This window comes from Micromonospora parva (genome assembly GCF_000718515.1).
Classification (GTDB): domain Bacteria; phylum Actinomycetota; class Actinomycetes; order Mycobacteriales; family Micromonosporaceae; genus Micromonospora; species Micromonospora parva.
In genome coordinates, this window is the sequence record NZ_JNZS01000030.1 from 27,403 (window position 1) to 42,234 (window position 14,832).

General features: G+C 73.2%; 16 protein-coding genes and 1 pseudogene. 8 read left to right on the forward strand and 9 right to left on the reverse strand.

Annotation, left to right across the window (positions count from 1 at the left end; translation table 11 throughout):
• Positions 1-15: 15 nt before the first annotated feature.
• Positions 16-705: an iron-dependent transcriptional repressor DtxR gene (locus IF22_RS0128790; protein WP_030337404.1), complete on the reverse strand. Its 690-nt coding sequence runs from the start codon at positions 703-705 to the stop codon at positions 16-18.
• 100 nt (positions 706-805) lie between these two features.
• Here IF22_RS0128790 and IF22_RS0128795 point away from each other — a divergent pair, with 100 nt between their 5' ends.
• The 3 genes and pseudogenes from IF22_RS0128795 to IF22_RS0128805 all read left to right on the forward strand — a co-directional run bounded on the left by IF22_RS0128795 (position 806) and on the right by IF22_RS0128805 (position 5,477).
• On the forward strand, positions 806-1,666 hold the full coding sequence (locus tag IF22_RS0128795; protein WP_030337406.1) for a sulfurtransferase: 861 nt from the start codon (positions 806-808) through the stop codon (positions 1,664-1,666).
• A gap of 48 nt (positions 1,667-1,714) precedes the next feature.
• Entirely contained in the window at positions 1,715-2,896 is a 1,182-nt protein-coding gene (locus tag IF22_RS0128800) for an acetoin utilization protein AcuC (protein WP_030337408.1), read from the forward strand.
• Positions 2,893-5,477: pseudogene (locus tag IF22_RS0128805) on the forward strand (bifunctional acetate--CoA ligase family protein/GNAT family N-acetyltransferase). Before IF22_RS0128800 ends, IF22_RS0128805 begins: the two are co-directional and overlap by 4 nt.
• 10 nt (positions 5,478-5,487) lie before the next feature.
• Here IF22_RS0128805 and IF22_RS0128810 read toward each other — a convergent pair.
• Together IF22_RS0128810 and sigB are read right to left on the reverse strand one after the other, a co-directional pair.
• The gene (locus tag IF22_RS0128810; RefSeq protein WP_030337411.1) at positions 5,488-5,895 is read right to left on the reverse strand and encodes a VOC family protein; all 408 of its coding nucleotides are present in this window, start codon (positions 5,893-5,895) and stop codon (positions 5,488-5,490) included.
• Positions 5,896-6,003: 108 nt separating this feature from the next.
• Complete coding sequence (gene sigB, locus IF22_RS0128815) at positions 6,004-7,020, reverse strand: RNA polymerase sigma factor SigB (RefSeq protein ID WP_030337412.1); 1,017 nt, start codon at positions 7,018-7,020, stop codon at positions 6,004-6,006.
• A gap of 229 nt (positions 7,021-7,249) precedes the next feature.
• On the opposite strand from sigB, the gene IF22_RS0128820 reads away from it, so the two are divergent.
• Entirely contained in the window at positions 7,250-8,038 is a 789-nt protein-coding gene (locus IF22_RS0128820; protein WP_030337414.1) for a sporulation protein, read from the forward strand.
• Between the two features lie 123 nt (positions 8,039-8,161).
• Here IF22_RS0128820 and dtd read toward each other — a convergent pair whose 3' ends face one another.
• Positions 8,162-8,584: a D-aminoacyl-tRNA deacylase gene (dtd, locus tag IF22_RS0128825; protein ID WP_030337416.1), complete on the reverse strand. Its 423-nt coding sequence runs from the start codon at positions 8,582-8,584 to the stop codon at positions 8,162-8,164.
• Positions 8,584-10,068, reverse strand: coding sequence for a DUF7782 domain-containing protein (locus IF22_RS0128830; protein ID WP_030337418.1), 1,485 nt, complete (start codon positions 10,066-10,068; stop codon positions 8,584-8,586). The genes dtd and IF22_RS0128830 overlap by 1 nt, the downstream gene beginning before the upstream one ends.
• A 95-nt stretch (positions 10,069-10,163) precedes the next feature.
• Here IF22_RS0128830 and IF22_RS0128835 point away from each other — a divergent pair, with 95 nt between their 5' ends.
• A complete protein-coding gene (locus IF22_RS0128835; protein ID WP_030337419.1) occupies positions 10,164-10,748 on the forward strand; it encodes an HhH-GPD-type base excision DNA repair protein in 585 nt (194 codons plus the stop codon).
• A 3-nt stretch (positions 10,749-10,751) separates the two neighbouring features.
• Here the strand turns inward: IF22_RS0128835 and IF22_RS0128840 are convergent, their stop codons facing one another.
• Positions 10,752-11,063, reverse strand: a complete 312-nt coding sequence (locus tag IF22_RS0128840) for a hypothetical protein (protein ID WP_030337420.1) — start codon at positions 11,061-11,063, stop codon at positions 10,752-10,754.
• Between the two features lie 14 nt (positions 11,064-11,077).
• Complete coding sequence (locus IF22_RS0128845; RefSeq protein WP_124771959.1) at positions 11,078-11,365, reverse strand: hypothetical protein; 288 nt, start codon at positions 11,363-11,365, stop codon at positions 11,078-11,080.
• 103 nt (positions 11,366-11,468) lie between these two features.
• Here IF22_RS0128845 and IF22_RS0128850 point away from each other — a divergent pair, with 103 nt between their 5' ends.
• The gene (locus IF22_RS0128850) at positions 11,469-11,828 is read left to right on the forward strand and encodes a DUF3099 domain-containing protein (protein WP_030337423.1); all 360 of its coding nucleotides are present in this window, start codon (positions 11,469-11,471) and stop codon (positions 11,826-11,828) included.
• A 64-nt stretch (positions 11,829-11,892) separates the two neighbouring features.
• On the opposite strand, the gene IF22_RS0128855 is transcribed toward IF22_RS0128850, so the two are convergent.
• Together IF22_RS0128855 and IF22_RS0128860 are read right to left on the reverse strand one after the other, a co-directional pair.
• Positions 11,893-12,792, reverse strand: coding sequence for a carbohydrate kinase family protein (locus tag IF22_RS0128855; protein WP_030337425.1), 900 nt, complete (start codon positions 12,790-12,792; stop codon positions 11,893-11,895).
• Positions 12,789-13,724, reverse strand: a complete 936-nt coding sequence (locus IF22_RS0128860; RefSeq protein ID WP_030337427.1) for a pseudouridine-5'-phosphate glycosidase — start codon at positions 13,722-13,724, stop codon at positions 12,789-12,791. The genes IF22_RS0128855 and IF22_RS0128860 overlap by 4 nt, the downstream gene beginning before the upstream one ends.
• Positions 13,725-13,812: 88 nt before the next feature.
• On the opposite strand from IF22_RS0128860, the gene IF22_RS0128865 reads away from it, so the two are divergent.
• Both IF22_RS0128865 and IF22_RS0128870 read left to right on the forward strand, forming a co-directional pair.
• Entirely contained in the window at positions 13,813-14,031 is a 219-nt protein-coding gene (locus tag IF22_RS0128865; RefSeq protein WP_007456912.1) for a DUF3039 domain-containing protein, read from the forward strand.
• Between the two features lie 40 nt (positions 14,032-14,071).
• The gene (locus IF22_RS0128870; RefSeq protein ID WP_030337428.1) at positions 14,072-14,734 is read left to right on the forward strand and encodes a trimeric intracellular cation channel family protein; all 663 of its coding nucleotides are present in this window, start codon (positions 14,072-14,074) and stop codon (positions 14,732-14,734) included.
• Positions 14,735-14,832: the final 98 nt, after the last annotated feature.

The following is a 14,832-nucleotide window of genomic DNA, read 5'->3' on the forward strand; positions in this document are numbered from 1 at the left end:
CGGGCCCACGCCCGATCAGCTGGCGGCGACGAAGACCCGGGAGGCGACCTCGCGGGGCAGCCGCACCCGGTCACCGGAGCGGTCGATCGACACCCCGTCACGCTCCTGGGCCACCGTGACCGTGGCGCCCGGGTCGACACCGGCGGCGTGCAGTTGGCGCAGCACGTCGGCGTCCTTCTGCACGCTCTCGCAGATCCGGCGCACCACGACCGGACCGGAGAGGCCCGGGAAGGCCAGGTTGCGCTCGCCCTCGGCGGCCTCGGTGGTCTCCGCCGCCGGCGAACCCAGCTCCTGAAGCCCCGGGATCGGGTTGCCGTACGGGGAACGGGTCGGCCGGTTGAGCAGGTCGTACACCCGCTTCTCCACCGCGTCGCTCATCACGTGCTCCCAGCGGCAGGCCTCCTCGTGGGCCTCCTCGTAGGGCATCCCGATGACGTTGACCAGCAGCAGCTCGGCGAGGCGGTGCTTGCGCATCACCGACACCGCGCTGCCGCGCCCCTGGGGGGTGAGCGTCAGGTGCCGATCTCCCTCGACGGTGAGCAGGCCGTCACGCTCCATCCGGGCGACGGTCTGGCTCACGGTGGGGCCACTCTGCTGCAGCCTTTCGGCGATCCTGGCACGCAGCGGTGGCACCCCCTCCTCTTCCAGTTCAAGGATGGTGCGCAGGTACATTTCGGTCGTGTCGACCAGGTCGTGAGACTTCATAAGGTCAGCGGCCCTCCGGTGCACGATGCTACCTCGGTGGCGGGCCGGCGACCGCCGCCGAACCGCGTGCCGTCTCCGCGAATGGTGTTGGATGGTCGCCATGTCCGGTACCCAGCAGCCGTTGGTCGAGGTCGACACCCTCGTCGCCGAGCTCGACCAGGCCGATCCGCCCACCCTGCTCGACGTGCGCTGGCGGCTCGTCGGCCCGCCCGGCCGCGACGACTACCTCGCCGGTCACCTGCCCGGGGCGGTCTTCGTCGACCTGGACACCGCGCTCTGCGGGCCCCCCGGCGCCGGCGGTCGGCACCCGCTGCCCGACCCGGCCGCGTTGCAGGCGGCGCTGCGGGCCGCCGGCGTCCGCGCCGGTCACCCCGTGGTGGTGTACGACGGCGGCGACGGCCTGGCGGCCGCGCGGGCCTGGTGGACGCTGCGCTGGGCGGGGCACCGTTCGGTGCGCCTGCTGCACGGCGGCTACCCGGCCTGGGTCGTCGCCGGCCGGCCCGTCTCCACCGACGCGCCCGCCGCACGCCCCGGTGACGTCGTGGTGCGCCCCGGTGAGCTCCCGGTGCTGGACGCCGGGCAGGCCGCCGCGCTGGCCGCCGCTGACGACGCCGTGCTGCTCGACGTACGGGCGGCGCCGCGTTACCGGGGCGAGGTCGAACCGATCGACCCGGTGGCCGGGCACGTGCCGGGGGCGGCGAACCTGCCCGCCGGGGTGTACGTCGGGCCGGACGGCCGCTTCCCGGCCGCCGAGGTGTTGAGCGAGCGGTTCGCCGAAGCCGGGGTGACCGAGGGGCGGGCCGTCGGGGCGTACTGCGGCTCGGGGGTGACCGCCGCGCAGGCGGTGCTCGCGTTGCACCTGGCCGGTCGCACGGACGCCGCGCTCTACGTTGGATCGTGGAGCAACTGGGTGGCCGACCCGGCCCGGCCGGTCGCCTCCGGGTCGACACCAGGCCACTGACCAGCGCGTGCGGTGGGCCGGCGCCCGTCCTCGTGCGACGATGGGCTCATGTCCGACGACACGGTGGTGGTGTGGGACGAGTCGCTGCTCGCCTACGACATGGGTGACCATCCGCTCGACCCGGTCCGGGTGGAACTGACCTTCGCGCTCGCCCGCGAGCTGGGCATCCTGAATCGGCCAGGGGTGCGGGTGGTCAAGCCGGAGCCCGCCGACGACGCACTGCTCACCCGGGTGCACGAGCCGGCCTACCTCGCCGCGGTACGCAACGCGCCGCGTGACCCGCTCTTCGCCGGTTACGGGCTGGGCACCTCCGACAACCCGGTCTTCGAGGGGATGCACGAGTCCAGCGCGCTCATCGCCGGCGCGACGGTGGCCGCCGCCGAGGCGGTCTGGCGCGGCGACGCCCGCCGGGCGGTGAACGTGGCCGGCGGGCTGCACCACGCGATGCGCGCCCGCGCCGCCGGCTTCTGCGTCTACAACGACCCGGCGGTGGCCATCGCCCGGCTGCTCGACCTGGGCGCCGAGCGGGTCGCGTACGTGGACGTCGACGTGCACCACGGCGACGGCGTGCAGCAGATCTTCTGGAACGACCCGCGGGTGCTCACGGTCAGCGTGCACGAGACCCCGTTGGCCCTTTTCCCGGGCACGGGTTTCCCGGACGAGACGGGTGGGCCGGGCGCGCAGGGCACCGCTGTCAACATGCCGTTGCCGCCGGGTGTCGACGACAGCGGCTGGCAGCGCGCGTTCCACGCGATCGTGCCGTCGGTGCTGCGCGCGTTCCGCCCGCAGGTGCTGGTCAGTCAGTGCGGCGCCGACGGGCACCGACTGGATCCGCTCGCCGACCTGAACCTGACTGTCGACGGGCAGCGGGCCACCTACCTGGCGATGCGGGCGCTGGCCGACGAGTTGTGTGACGGCCGGTGGGTGGCCACCGGCGGCGGCGGGTACGCCCTCGTCGAGGTGGTGCCCCGGGCCTGGACCCACCTGTTGGCGGTGGCCACCGGTGATCCGATCGACCCGGCCACCCTCACCCCACCCGCGTGGCGGGACCTGGTCGCCTCCCGGCAACTGGGTCGGGAGGTGCCGCTGCGGATGACCGACGACGCCGACCCGTCGTACGAGCCGTGGCAGCCGACCGGCGAGCCGAACGCGGTGGACCGGGCGATCGCGGCCACCCGCAAGACGGTCTTCCCGTTGCTCGGGCTCGACCCGCACGATCCGCGGGACTGAGCCGGGCCGGGGGAGGGCTGTTCCGGTGACGACCGTGGGCCATCCGGTCGACGTGCTGCTCAGCGACGGCAGCACCGTCCAGTTGCGACCGATCGAGCCAGCTGACGCGCCCGGCATCGTGGCGATGCACAGCCGGTTCTCCGAGCGCACCCGCTACCTGCGGTACTTCTCGCCGTACCCGCGCATCCCGGAGCGGGATCTGATCCGTTTCGTCACCGTCGACCACCACGACCGGGAGGCGTTCGTGGTGCTGGCCGCCGACCAGATCGTCGCTGTGGGCCGGTACGAGCGCCTCGGCCCGCAGGCTCCCGAGGCGGAGGTGGCCTTCGTGGTGGAGGACGCCTACCAGGGTCGCGGCATCGGCTCGGTGCTGATGGAGCACCTGGCTGACGCGGCCCGCCGCAACGGCATCATGAGCTTCGTCGCGGAGGTGCTGCCGGCCAACGGGACGATGCTGCGGGTCTTCGCCGACTTCGGCTACCAGGTCCAGCGCGAGTACGCCGACGGCGTGGTCCACCTGAGCTTCCCCATCGCGCCCACCGAGGCCAGCCTGGAGGTGCAGCGCGGCCGGGAACACCGCACCGAGGCCCGATCGATCGCCCGACTGCTCGCCCCGCGCGGCATCGTCGTCTACGGGGCCAGCGCCACCGGTCAGGGCGTCGGCGCGGCGGTGCTCGGGCACCTGCGCGACGGCGGGTTCACCGGTGCGGTGGTGCCGGTGCATCCGAGCGCGTCGACAGTGGCGGGCCTTCCCGCGTACCCCTCAGCGGTGGACGCGGGCGTCCCGGTGGACCTGGCGGTGGTGGCGGTCCCGCCGGAGGCGGCGACAGCGGTGGTCGCCGACGCCGCCGCCGCAGGGGTGCACGGCCTGGTGGTCATCTCGGCCGGCTTCGCCGAGGCCGGCCCGGAGGGCGCGGCCACGCAGCGCGCGCTGGTCCGCGCGGCGCACGCCGCCGGCATGCGGGTCGTCGGCCCGAACTGTCTCGGCGTGGCCAACACCGACCCGACGGTACGCCTCAACGCCACTCTCGCCCCGGCGTTGCCGCCGGCCGGTCGGGTCGGCATCTTCAGTCAGTCCGGTGCGTTCGGGGTGGCGTTGCTCGCCGAGGCGGACCGGCGCGGCCTCGGGCTGTCCAGCTTCGTCTCGGCCGGCAACCGGGCCGACGTCTCCGGCAACGACCTCCTGCAGTACTGGCAGGACGACACCGGCACCGACGTGATCATGCTCTACCTGGAGACCTTCGGAAACCCCCGCAAGTTCGCCCGGCTGGCCCGACGGATCGGCCGCGCCAAACCGGTCGTCGCGCTCGCCTCGCCGGCCCGCCCGCCCGGGGTCGGCGACGCCGCCGGGCCGGACGAGGTGGCGGTGGCAGCGCTCTTCGCCCAGTCCGGGGTGATCCGGGTGGACACCGTGCCGGAGCTGCTCGACGTGGGTGTGCTGCTCGCCAACCAGCCGTTGCCGGCCGGCGGCCGGGTCGGTGTGGTCGGCAACTCCTCCGCCCTCACCGGGCTGGCCGCGACCGCCTGTGTCGGGCAGGGCCTCACCGTCGCCGACGGCTACCCCCGCGACGTGGGGCCGAGCGCGGGTGCCGCCGAGTTCGCCGCCGCGCTCGCCGAGACGGCCGCCGACGACCGGGTGGACGCCCTGGTGGTGGTCTTCGCCCCGCCGCTTCCCGGCCAGCTCACCGCTGTGGACGCCGACGTGACAGCCGCACTGCCGGACGCCCTCGCGCTGGGCAAGCCGACAGTGGCGACGTTCCTGGTCGGGCGGCTGCCGCCGGGGGTGCCGGCGTACGGCGGCGTGGAGGAGGCGGTCCGCGCGCTCGCCCGCGCGCACCGGTACGCCGAGTGGCTTCGTCGCCCGCCCGGGGTGACGCCGGAGCTGCCCGACCTCGACCGCGCCGCCGCGCAGGCCGCTCTGCGGGCCGACGCCGCCGACGCGGGTGCGCTGCTGGCCGCGTACGGCATCGACGTGGTGGCCTCGGTGTCCGTCGACTCGGTCGACGCGGCGGTCGACGCGGCGGCGCGGCTGGGCTTCCCGGTGGCGCTCAAGGCGGCCGCCCCCGGGCTGCGGCACCGGCTGGACCTCGGCGCGGTCCGGCTCGACCTGCCCGACGAGCCGACCCTCCGTCGCGCGTACGCCGACCTGGCGGCGACCTTCGGCGCGGACGCGCTGGTCCAGCCGATGGTCGCGCCCGGGGTGGCCTGCGTGGTGGAGGTGGTGGAAGATCCGGCGTTCGGGCCGGTGGTCGGGTTCGGCCTCGGTGGGGTCGCCACCGAACTGCTCGGCGATCGAGCCTGGCGGGCGGTGCCGCTGACCGACCGGGACGCGGCCGAGCTGGTCGACGAACCCCGGGCCGCGCCGCTGCTGCGCGGGCACCGGGGGGCCGCGCCGGTCGACCGGGCGGCCCTGGTCGACCTGCTGCTGCGGGTGGGTCAGCTCGCCGACGAGCAGCCCCGGGTGCGGTCGCTGACCCTCAACCCGGTGCTCGCCCGCCCGGACGGCCTCTCGGTCCTGCACGCCCAGCTAAGGGTGGGTGGCGTGGTCGCCCGCCCGGACACCGGCCCCCGCCGCCTGTGAGCGTGCCCGCTCAGGCGCGGCTGGAGATCTGCTGGACGCCCCAGGTGTTGCCGTCCGGGTCGGCGAAGAAGACGAAGCCGACATTGTCCAGTGGGTCCGGGACCGGCCGGGGGTTCTGACCGACCACCTGGATGTCGCTGACCTCCACACCTCGCCCGCGCAGTTCCTCGTGGGCCCGCCGCAGGTCGGGCACCACCAGTTGCAGGCCCTTGAGTGAGCCGGGCGGCATCTCCGGGACGACACCCTTACCGATCACGATCGAGCAGCCGGAGCCGGGCGGGGTCAGCTGGACGATGCGTGCCTCGTCGCTGATCACCGTGTCGTGGTCCACCGTGAAGCCGAGCTGGTCGGCGTAGAACTTCTTCGCCCGGTCCACATCGGAGACCGGCACGATCACCACTTCAAGCGTCCAGTTCATCGTTGCTCTCCTCGCCTCGTCGGTCGCGGATCGGTGTCCCAGTCAAACACCCCGACAGCACGAAAGGCCCCGGCGAACCGCCGGGGCCTTTCGTGGGAACCGGGTGCGTCAGCAGGCGTACGCCTCCAGGCGCTGAGCCCGCTCCGGGGCGCGCAGCTTCAACAGCGTGACCTTCTCGATCTGGCGGATCCGCTCCCGGGACAGGCCGAACTCGCGGCCCACCTCGTCCAGGGTGCGCTGCCGGCCGTCGTCCAGGCCGAACCGGAGGCGGATGACCGCCTGCTCCCGCTGGGACAGGGTGGAGAGCACGATGCTGACCTCGTTGCGCAGCTCACCCTGGGCGGCGGCGTCGCCCGGCTCGGTGCGCGGGTCCACCGAGGCCACGAAGTCGCCGAGGGCGCTCTCACCGTCGTCGCCGACGGCCTGGTCCAGGCTGACCGGCTCCCGGTCGTAGGAGATCAGCTCGATGACCTGGATCTCGGGGATCTCCAGCGCCCGGGCGACCTCGGCGACCGTCGGTTCGCGGCCCAGCGTCACCGCCAGTTCGCGGCGGGCCCGGACCATCCGGTTGACCTGCTCGACCATGTGCACCGGGATGCGGATGGTGCGGGCCTGGTCGGCCATTGCTCGGGTGATGGCCTGTCGGATCCACCAGGTGGCGTACGTGGAGAACTTGTAGCCCTTGGCGTAGTCGAACTTCTCGACCGCCCGGATCAGGCCGAGGTTGCCCTCCTGAATCAGGTCGAGAAACGCCATGCCCCGGCCGGTGTAGCGCTTGGCGATGCTGACCACCAGCCGCAGGTTCGCCTCCAACAGGTGGTCCTTGGCCGCCCGACCCTCCGCGACGATCAGCTCCAGGTCGGCTCGCAGCTCCGCGGAGACGGGGATGCAGGTGGCGAGCTTCTCGTCGGCGAACAGGCCGGCCTCGATGCGCCGGGCCAGGTCGACCTCCTGCGCGGCGGTCAGCAGCTTGGTCCGGCCGATCCCGTTGAGGTAGGCCCGGACCAGGTCGGTGGAGATGCCGCGCTCGTCGGTGGCGTCCAGGTCGGCAAGGGTCTCGGGGGCCCCGTCAGTGTCGATCGTGGTGGTCGGGCGCGTCCGGTGTTCCGTCATCTGCAGGACCATCTCTGTCTCCCCGTTTCCACATCTGTGCCGTGTGCCCGGCCCAGTGGTGCCGGTGTGACAACAGCTTGGCGGGCGGGGCGTAAAACGGGAGTGAGGCGATCGGGCACCCGACAGGAATTGGGTCGGATCGCTGGTGCGGTGTGTCGTCCCGCTGTGTGGTTGCCCGGCCCGGCTACGTTGCGGACGGCCGGCCACCGCTGGTCGGCCGAGAACGACAGAGGAGGACGGTGTGGTCTTCAAGCGGCTCATGAAGGCGATGGGCGTCGGCGGTCCGTCGGTGGAGACGGTGCTGGCCAACCCGAACTGCCGCCCCGGCGGCCAGCTGGAGGGCCGCATCCAGGTGCTCGGCGGTGACCATCAGGTCGACATCGACCACGTCACCCTCGGCCTGGTCACCCGGGTCGAGGTCGAGAGCGGCGACAACGACTACGACACCAGTCAGGAGTTCCACCGCCAGCAGGTCACCGGCGCGTTCCGGCTGGAGCCGGGGCAGCGCTACGACATCCCGTTCCGGTTCGACGTGCCGTGGGAGACACCGGTCACCGAGCTGTACGGACAGCACCTGCACGGGATGACGATGGGCCTGCGGACGGAGCTGGAGGTCGCCCGCGCGGTCGACAAGGGTGACCTGGACGCCGTGGTGGTGCACCCGCTGCCGGCACAGGAGCGACTGCTGGACGCGCTGCTGCGACTGGGCTTCCGGTTCGCCCGCGCCGATGTGGAGCGTGGTCACATCTACGGCGTACGCCAGACGTTGCCGTTCTACCAGGAGATCGAGTTCAATCCTGCGCCGCAGTACGCCCGCTCGATCAACCAGTTGGAGGTCACCTTCATCGCCGACGCGCAGCAGATGCAGGTGGTGCTGGAGGTCGACAAGCGCGGCGGTGTCTTCACCGAGGGCCGCGACGCGTTCGGCCGGTTCACTGTCGACCACGCCACCGCCGACCGCACCGACTGGACCGCCGAGCTCGACAACTGGCTCCGCCAGTCCCTGACCCGCCGAGGCCTCTTCTCATAACCACAACCCACCCCCTCCCGGCCGCTTCTCTGCGGTGATCAAGAGGTTTGCGTCAGATTTTGCCCGTGGTTTGACGCAAACCTCTTGATCACCGGGCTCGGCGGGCTGAGGGTGGGGTGCGGGTCAGAGGTCCAGGAGGAGGGTTTGGGGGCCTATGTTGGTGCTCTCGACCAGCATGTGGGTGCGGAAGCGGCCGGTCTCCACCTTGGCGCCGCGTTGCCGTAACGCCTCCACGACCGCCGTGACCAGCGGTTCGGCCACCTCGGCGGGGGCGGCGGCGGTCCAGCTCGGGCGGCGGCCCTTGCGGACGTCGCCGTAGAGGGTGAACTGGCTGACCACCAGGATCGGCGCGCCGGTGTCGGCGGCGGACCGTTCACCGTCCAGGATGCGCACCTCGTGCACCTTGCGGGCCATCGTCTGGGCGGTCTGCTCGGTGTCGGTGTGGGTCACCCCGAGCAGCACCAGCAGACCGTTCTCGATCGCGCCGACCACCTCGCCGTCCACCGTCACGCTGGCCTGCCCGACGGTCTGCACCACCGCGCGCATCAGGCGCTCACCGGCTCAATGAAGCCCCGCTCCACCAGGTGCGCCACGATCGGGCCGGCGGCCTCGGCCATCTCGTCGGGCTCCACGTCGTGTGCGGCGGCGAGCAGGGCGAGCTGGTCACGCAGCGGCAGTCGGCCGTCCGCGCCACCCACCAGCGCCAGCACCAGCGGGTCGATCTCCTCGGTCCAGCGCAGGCCGTGCGGCATCGCCAGGACCTGCCGGTCCACCCCCCAACCCTCGTCGCCCATGGTGGCCTCCTGTCGCAGCTGGAGGCCCTCGGCGGCCCGGTAGCGCTCGGCGAGCAACGCCTCGGTGTCGCGTACCCGGAGAAAGTCCTGGCGGTCGAACCAGGCGGCGACCTGGTCGCCCAGCGGTGGCTGCACCCGCTGGCGCAGGTCCTCCACCCGGACCACCGGGTCGGCGTGTCCGCCCCGGCGCACCGACACGATGCCGAATCCGATCCCCTCCACCTTGTGCGCGTCGAACCAGTCCAGCCAGGCGGCCATCCGCTGCGGGTCGGCGGTCTCGCCGACGTCGGTGAGCCACAGGTCGACGTACGCCATCGGGTCGGCCACCTCGCGCTGGATCACCCAGGCGTCCAGGCCGGTCCCGGCGAACCAGCCGGCCACCCGCTCGTCCCACGCCTCGCCGGCGACGTGCACCCAGTTCGCCAGGTACTGCATGGTGCCGCCCTCGGTGAGCAGGCCCGGGGCGGCGGCGGCCAGTTCGGCGCCGATCGCGTCACCGACCCGCCCGGAGTCGCGGTAGACGTGCGTGGTGGTGCCCGGGCCGACCACGAACGGTGGGTTGCTCACCACCAGGTCGAACCGTCGGCCGGCCACCGGGGCGACCAGGTCGCCGCGGAGCAGCTCCCAGTCCTGACCGTTGAGGGCGGCGGTGGTCGCGGCGAAGCGCAGCGCCCGCTCCGAGAGGTCGGTGGCGGTCACCGACCTGGCGTGGGTGGCCAGGTGCAGGGCCTGGACGCCGGAGCCGGTGCCCAGGTCCAGTGCGGTGTCGACCGGCCGGCGCACGGTCGCGCCGATCAGGGTGTGGGTGGCCCCGCCGATGCCGAGGACGTGCTCGGCGTGCAGCGGGCGACCCGGGCGGGCGCTGGCCGGGACGTCGGCGAGCACCCACCAGTCCTCCCCGTACGGCTCCAGGTCGACGCCGGCGCGCAGGCCGGCGCCGTACCGCTCGACCAGCCCGCCGGCGAGGGCCTCGGCCACGCTCAGCGGTGCGAGCGCGGTGGCCACCGCCGCCTCCGGCTCGGTCTGGTCGCAGATGAACACCCGGATCAGGGTGTCCAGCGGGTCGCCGTCCTCGGTGGCGCGCAGCGCGGCCCGGTAGTCGTTGCGGGAGACCGCGGCGGTCGCCTGCGCGCCGAGCCGCTCGGCGATGCCGTGGCTGGTGAAACCGGTCCGGGTCAGCGCGGTCCGCAGCGCGTCGACGCCGGCGGGGGAGAGCAGCATGTCGTGTTCGTCCACCCCGACATCCTGCCTCCCGGTGCGTCCCGGGTCAGCGTCACCCGCCGGTAGCTGTCGGAGCGTCGGTGTCCACCCGGATCGGTGCGCCGGGCAGGATGGTCCGCATGACGCTCGTACTGCCCATCGACCCGGAGGCCAACCGGCTGCTGGAGCGCAGCCCGCTGGCCCTGCTGGTCGGCATGGTCCTTGATCAACAAGTCTCGATGGAGAAGGCGTTCTCCTCGCCGTACGTGCTGGCGCAGCGGCTCGGTCACGACCTGGACGCGGCGGAGCTGGCCGGGTACGACCCGGAGGCGCTGGTCGCGCTCTTCGCCCAGCCGCCCGCGCTGCACCGGTTCCCGAAGGCCATGGCGGCTCGGGTGCAGGAGGTCTGCCAGGTGCTGGTGGAGCGCTACGACGGTGACGCGGCGCTGCTCTGGGCGGAGGTCACGGACGGGCCGGAGCTGCTGCGCCGGGTCGCCGCGCTGCCCGGCTTCGGCAAGCAGAAGGCGCAGATCTTCGTGGCCCTGCTCGGCAAGCGGTTCGGGGTGACCCCGCAGGACTGGCGGAAGGCGGCCGGGGACTACGGCGACCCGGGCGCGTACCGGTCGGTGGCCGACGTCACCGACGCCGACTCGCTGCGCCGGGTGCGGGAGTTCAAGCAGCAGATGAAGGCGGCGGCCAAGGCTGCGGGGGGATGACCCTCAGGCTGCGGTGGGGTGCGCCAGCGAGGCCAGCGCGCGCCGGACGTCGGCCAGCGAGACGGTCGCCGAGTCGTCCAGGTCGGCCAGGCCGGCCTCGATCCACTGGCGCATCAGCGTGGTGACCCCGATGCCCCGGGCGTCGGCGGCGGCGCGGACCCGCTCGTAGGTGTCCAGCGGCAGCCGCACCGAGCGGCTCACCATCGGCACGTCGGTGTCGGGGGTGGGCAGGTCCACCGCCGGGCTCTCGTCGATCAGGTCGGCGATCCGGTCGTCGCCGCCGTGGAACTGCTTGGTCGCGTCGTTACGGTGCATCGTCACGGCCCCCCTCATCGGCGGTCTCTCCGTACGGCCTCGTCGTAGCGCTTGGACTCGACGTCGCTCAGCTCGCGGGCGGAGAGGATGTCCCAGTCGTTGTCGGTGCCATCGGCTTCGGCGAGCAGCACGGCCAGTCGGCGGCCCCGGCGGGCGGCGGCGTAGACCACCATCACGTCGTCACCCAGATGGCGGATGACCCGTCGGGCGCTGTGCAGCGCCTCCCAGACTTCCCCGGGTGTGACGTCGTAGACCCTCAGGTTGGCCAACGCCTCGTCGGTGAAGCTGAACCTGCTGCCCACGCCGGGAGCGTACCACGCACGTAACACGCGACGGGATGACTCGAAGTTCGCTGATCACGGGCCTGCGGTGACAGGATGAGGCGTAACCCCCTCGAGGAGGTCCATGGTGAAGCGTCAGGCGTACCAGCCGATTCTGATCACCGACGCCTCGCGCAGCCAGGACGATCAGCTCAACAGTCGCCAGCGCCGCTATGTCCTCATGATGGGCATCCGGGTGCTGTGCATCATCGTCGGCGCGATCCTGGTCGGTGCGAACGCCCCACTGCTCTGGCTCTGGCTGCCGCTGTGCGGCCTCGGCATGGTGCTCATCCCCTGGCTGGCCGTGCTGCTGGCCAACGACCGGCCGCCGAAGGAAGAGCACCGGTTGGCCAACCGGTTCCACCCCCGCCAGCAGGACGACACCCCGCCGATGAGCCTCACCGCCGAGGAGCGCCCGCACAAGGTCATCGACGTCGAACCCTGACCCGCGAGCGGGCCAGGGTTCGCCCGGTCCGGGCCGTACCACGCCGGTGGCCGCGCGCCGGCCGTTAGGCCTGTGGCCGGGCGCCGGCTGTGGAGACGGCCAGCGCGCCCAGATCGGTGGCACGGCTCAACGCCGCCGCCGGGGTGGCGCCCGCGAGCCACGCGGTGAGCAGACCGGCCGCGAAGGCGTCGCCCGCGCCCGTGACGTCCACCACCGCCACCCGACGGGCCGGCGCCACACAGACCGGCGTCGTGCGGTCGACCCAGACCGCGCCGGCCGCGCCGCCCTTCACCACCACCCGCCGAGCCGTCGCCGACAGCACCCGCCCCTGCGCCGCCGGTTCCAGCCCGCCGGCCAGCACGGTGGCCTCGTCCGCGTTGACCAGGAGCAGGTCGATGTCGCGTACCCAACTCAGGAACGCCGCCGCACCGACCCGCCGTAACGGCGCCGCGGAGGCCGCGTCGACGCTGATGGTGAGCCCGCGCTCGCGGGCGGCGGCCAACGCCCGCAGCCCGGCGCCGCGCGACTCGGCGTCCAGCAGGGTGTACGCGGACAGGTGCAGATGCCCCGCGTCGGGCGCCGCCGCGAGGGCCCGCTCGACGTGCGCGGCGCTCAACCGCAGGTTCGCGCCCCGCTGGCTGACCATGGTGCGCTCGTCGTCGGCGGCCAACACGATGACCGTGCCGGTCGGAACCCCTTCGACCCGCTCGATCGCGCAGTCGACGCCCGCCCGGTCGAGCTCGGCCACCCGGTCCCGCCCGGCGTCGTCGTCGCCGACAGCGCCGACGAGCGTGACGTCCACCCGCTGCGCGGCGACCCAGGCGGCGGTGTTGGCCGCCTGCCCGCCACCGCCGAGACTGATCTCGGCCCCGGTGTCCGAACCGGCGGCGAGCGGCCCGGACAGCACGGCGACCACATCGGTGATCACGTCCCCGACGACGAGCACCCGGGCCGGTCGGGTCATGCCGGGACGGCGGTGCTGCGGGCCGCCGAGGCGACCGCGATCCGCGCGGCCAGGTCGGCGTTGCGCAGGATGATCCGCACGTTCACCGCCAGGCTCGCGCCCTCGGTCGACGAGTGGAAGTGCGCGAGCAGGTACGGCGTGACGGCCTTGCCGGTGATCCCGTCGCGCTCCAGCAGGGCCAGACCCTCGGTGAGCGTCCGGTCGTGCAGCTCCGGGTCGAGTTGCTCATCGACCGGCAGCGGGTTGGCGATGAGCAGCCCGCCGGTGTGCACGGCGTGCCCGTCGCGGGCGGCGAGCACGGCGGCGACCTGCTCCGGCGAGTCCACCGACCAGTCCAGGTCGAAGCCGGCGTCGGTGAGGTAGAAGCCGGGGAACCGGCGGGTGCGGTAACCGACCACCGCTACCCCGAGGGTCTCCAGGCGCTCCAGCGTCGCGCCCACGTCGAGGATCGACTTGACCCCGGCGCAGACCACGGCGATCGGGGTCTGCGCCAGGGTGACCAGGTCCGCCGACTCGTCGAAGGTGTGCGCGGCCTCCCGGTGCACCCCACCCAGCCCGCCGGTGGCGAACACGCCGATGCCGGCGGCGGCGGCCACCGCGCTGGTCGCGGCCACCGTTGTCGCGCCGTCGGCGCCGGTCGCGGCGGCCACCGCGAGGTCGCGGACGGAGAGCTTGGTCACGCCGTCGACAGTGGCCAGCCGGGTCAGCTGCGCGTCGTCCAGGCCGACCACCAGCTCGCCGGCGATCATCCCGATGGTGGCCGGAACGGCCCCGGCGTCCCGAACGGTCCGCTCGATCTCCCGGGCCACCCGCAGATTCTCCGGCCGGGGCAGACCGTGCGAGACGATGGTGCTCTCCAGGGCGACGACGGGCCGGCCGTCGCGCAGGGCTTCGGCGACGGGGGTGCCGTAGCTGATGCGAAAGTCAGTCACACGGGCACCGTACGGGGTGGTGCCTCGACCGGCCTCAAGTGGACCCGGCCGTGATGACCTGCCAAACTTGACGGTCGGAGGTGCAGACGTGAGCACAGAGGTTCTCGAGCGTCCAGAGCTGAAGGACGCCGACACCGGTCCCGAGATGTTCCACTACGTCCGCAAGGAGAAGATCGCCGAGAGCGCCGTCATGGGCACTTTCGTCGTCGCTCTGTGCGGCGAGACCTTCCCGGTCACCAAGGCGGCCAAGCCCGGTTCCCCGGTCTGCCCGAAGTGCAAGGAGATCTACGACTCGTACCGCGAGTGAACCTCGGCCGGCGCTCCGGCCGGCGACGTAGCCTGCGGCGGTGACCACCTCCACCGCCCTGCTCGTCGCCGACCTGACCGGGGTGGCGGTGTTCGCCGCCTCCGGGGCCTCGGCGGCGGTGGCCAAGCGACTGGACCTGTTCGGCATCGCGTTCGTCGGCTTCGTGGCCGCCCTCGGCGGTGGAATCCTGCGGGACCTGGTCATCGACGAGGTGCCACCGCTGGCCTTCGCCGACTGGCGGTACGCGGCCACCGCCGCGATCACCGCGCTCGCCGTCTTCTGGCTGCACCCCCAGCTGACCCGACTGCGGACGACAGTGCTGGTGCTGGACGCGGCCGGTCTGGCGCTGTTCACCGTCACCGGCACGCTCAAGGCGCTCGACGCCCGGGTGCCGGCGGTCGGAGCCTGCCTGATCGGCATGCTCGCCGCTATCGGCGGCGGGCTCGGCCGGGACCTGCTCACCGCCGAGATCCCGGTCGTGCTGCGCCGCGAGATCTACGCGCTGGCCGCGCTGGCCGGCGCGATCCTGGTGGTGCTGCTGTACGCCACCGGGCAGACCGGACCCGCACCGCTCACCGCCGCCGCCGTCCTGGTCTTCGGGCTGCGCCTGATCGCGCTGCGTCGACGCTGGTCCGCGCCGGTGGCCCGGCTGCGCCCGCCGCGCGCCGACGGGGCGGATCCGCGCACCGACCGGGAGTGGTGAGGCGGTCGAGAGATGTGACCAGCGTGGCGTCGCCTGGGCCGCACCGCCCGCGCTGGTTATGCTGAGTCGGCCTTCGCGGCAGCTTCTGCGCGGAGGCG

Bases quoted from the DNA above. Each gene is read 5' to 3' on its own strand.
- IF22_RS0128855 (WP_030337425.1), bottom strand. From the start codon at position 12,792: ATGACCCGACCGGCCCGGGTGCTCGTCGTCGGGGACGTGATCACCGAT.
- IF22_RS0128840 (WP_030337420.1), bottom strand. From the start codon at position 11,063: ATGCACCGTAACGACGCGACCAAGCAGTTCCACGGCGGCGACGACCGG.
- dtd (WP_030337416.1), bottom strand. From the start codon at position 8,584: ATGCGCGCGGTGGTGCAGACCGTCGGGCAGGCCAGCGTGACGGTGGAC.
- IF22_RS0128800 (WP_030337408.1), top strand. From the start codon at position 1,715: ATGTCCGACGACACGGTGGTGGTGTGGGACGAGTCGCTGCTCGCCTAC.
- IF22_RS0128795 (WP_030337406.1), top strand. From the start codon at position 806: ATGTCCGGTACCCAGCAGCCGTTGGTCGAGGTCGACACCCTCGTCGCC.
- sigB (WP_030337412.1), bottom strand. From the start codon at position 7,020: ATGGTCCTGCAGATGACGGAACACCGGACGCGCCCGACCACCACGATC.
- IF22_RS0128810 (WP_030337411.1), bottom strand. From the start codon at position 5,895: ATGAACTGGACGCTTGAAGTGGTGATCGTGCCGGTCTCCGATGTGGAC.
- IF22_RS0128790 (WP_030337404.1), bottom strand. From the start codon at position 705: ATGAAGTCTCACGACCTGGTCGACACGACCGAAATGTACCTGCGCACC.
- IF22_RS0128850 (WP_030337423.1), top strand. From the start codon at position 11,469: ATGGTGAAGCGTCAGGCGTACCAGCCGATTCTGATCACCGACGCCTCG.
- IF22_RS0128835 (WP_030337419.1), top strand. From the start codon at position 10,164: ATGGTCCGCATGACGCTCGTACTGCCCATCGACCCGGAGGCCAACCGG.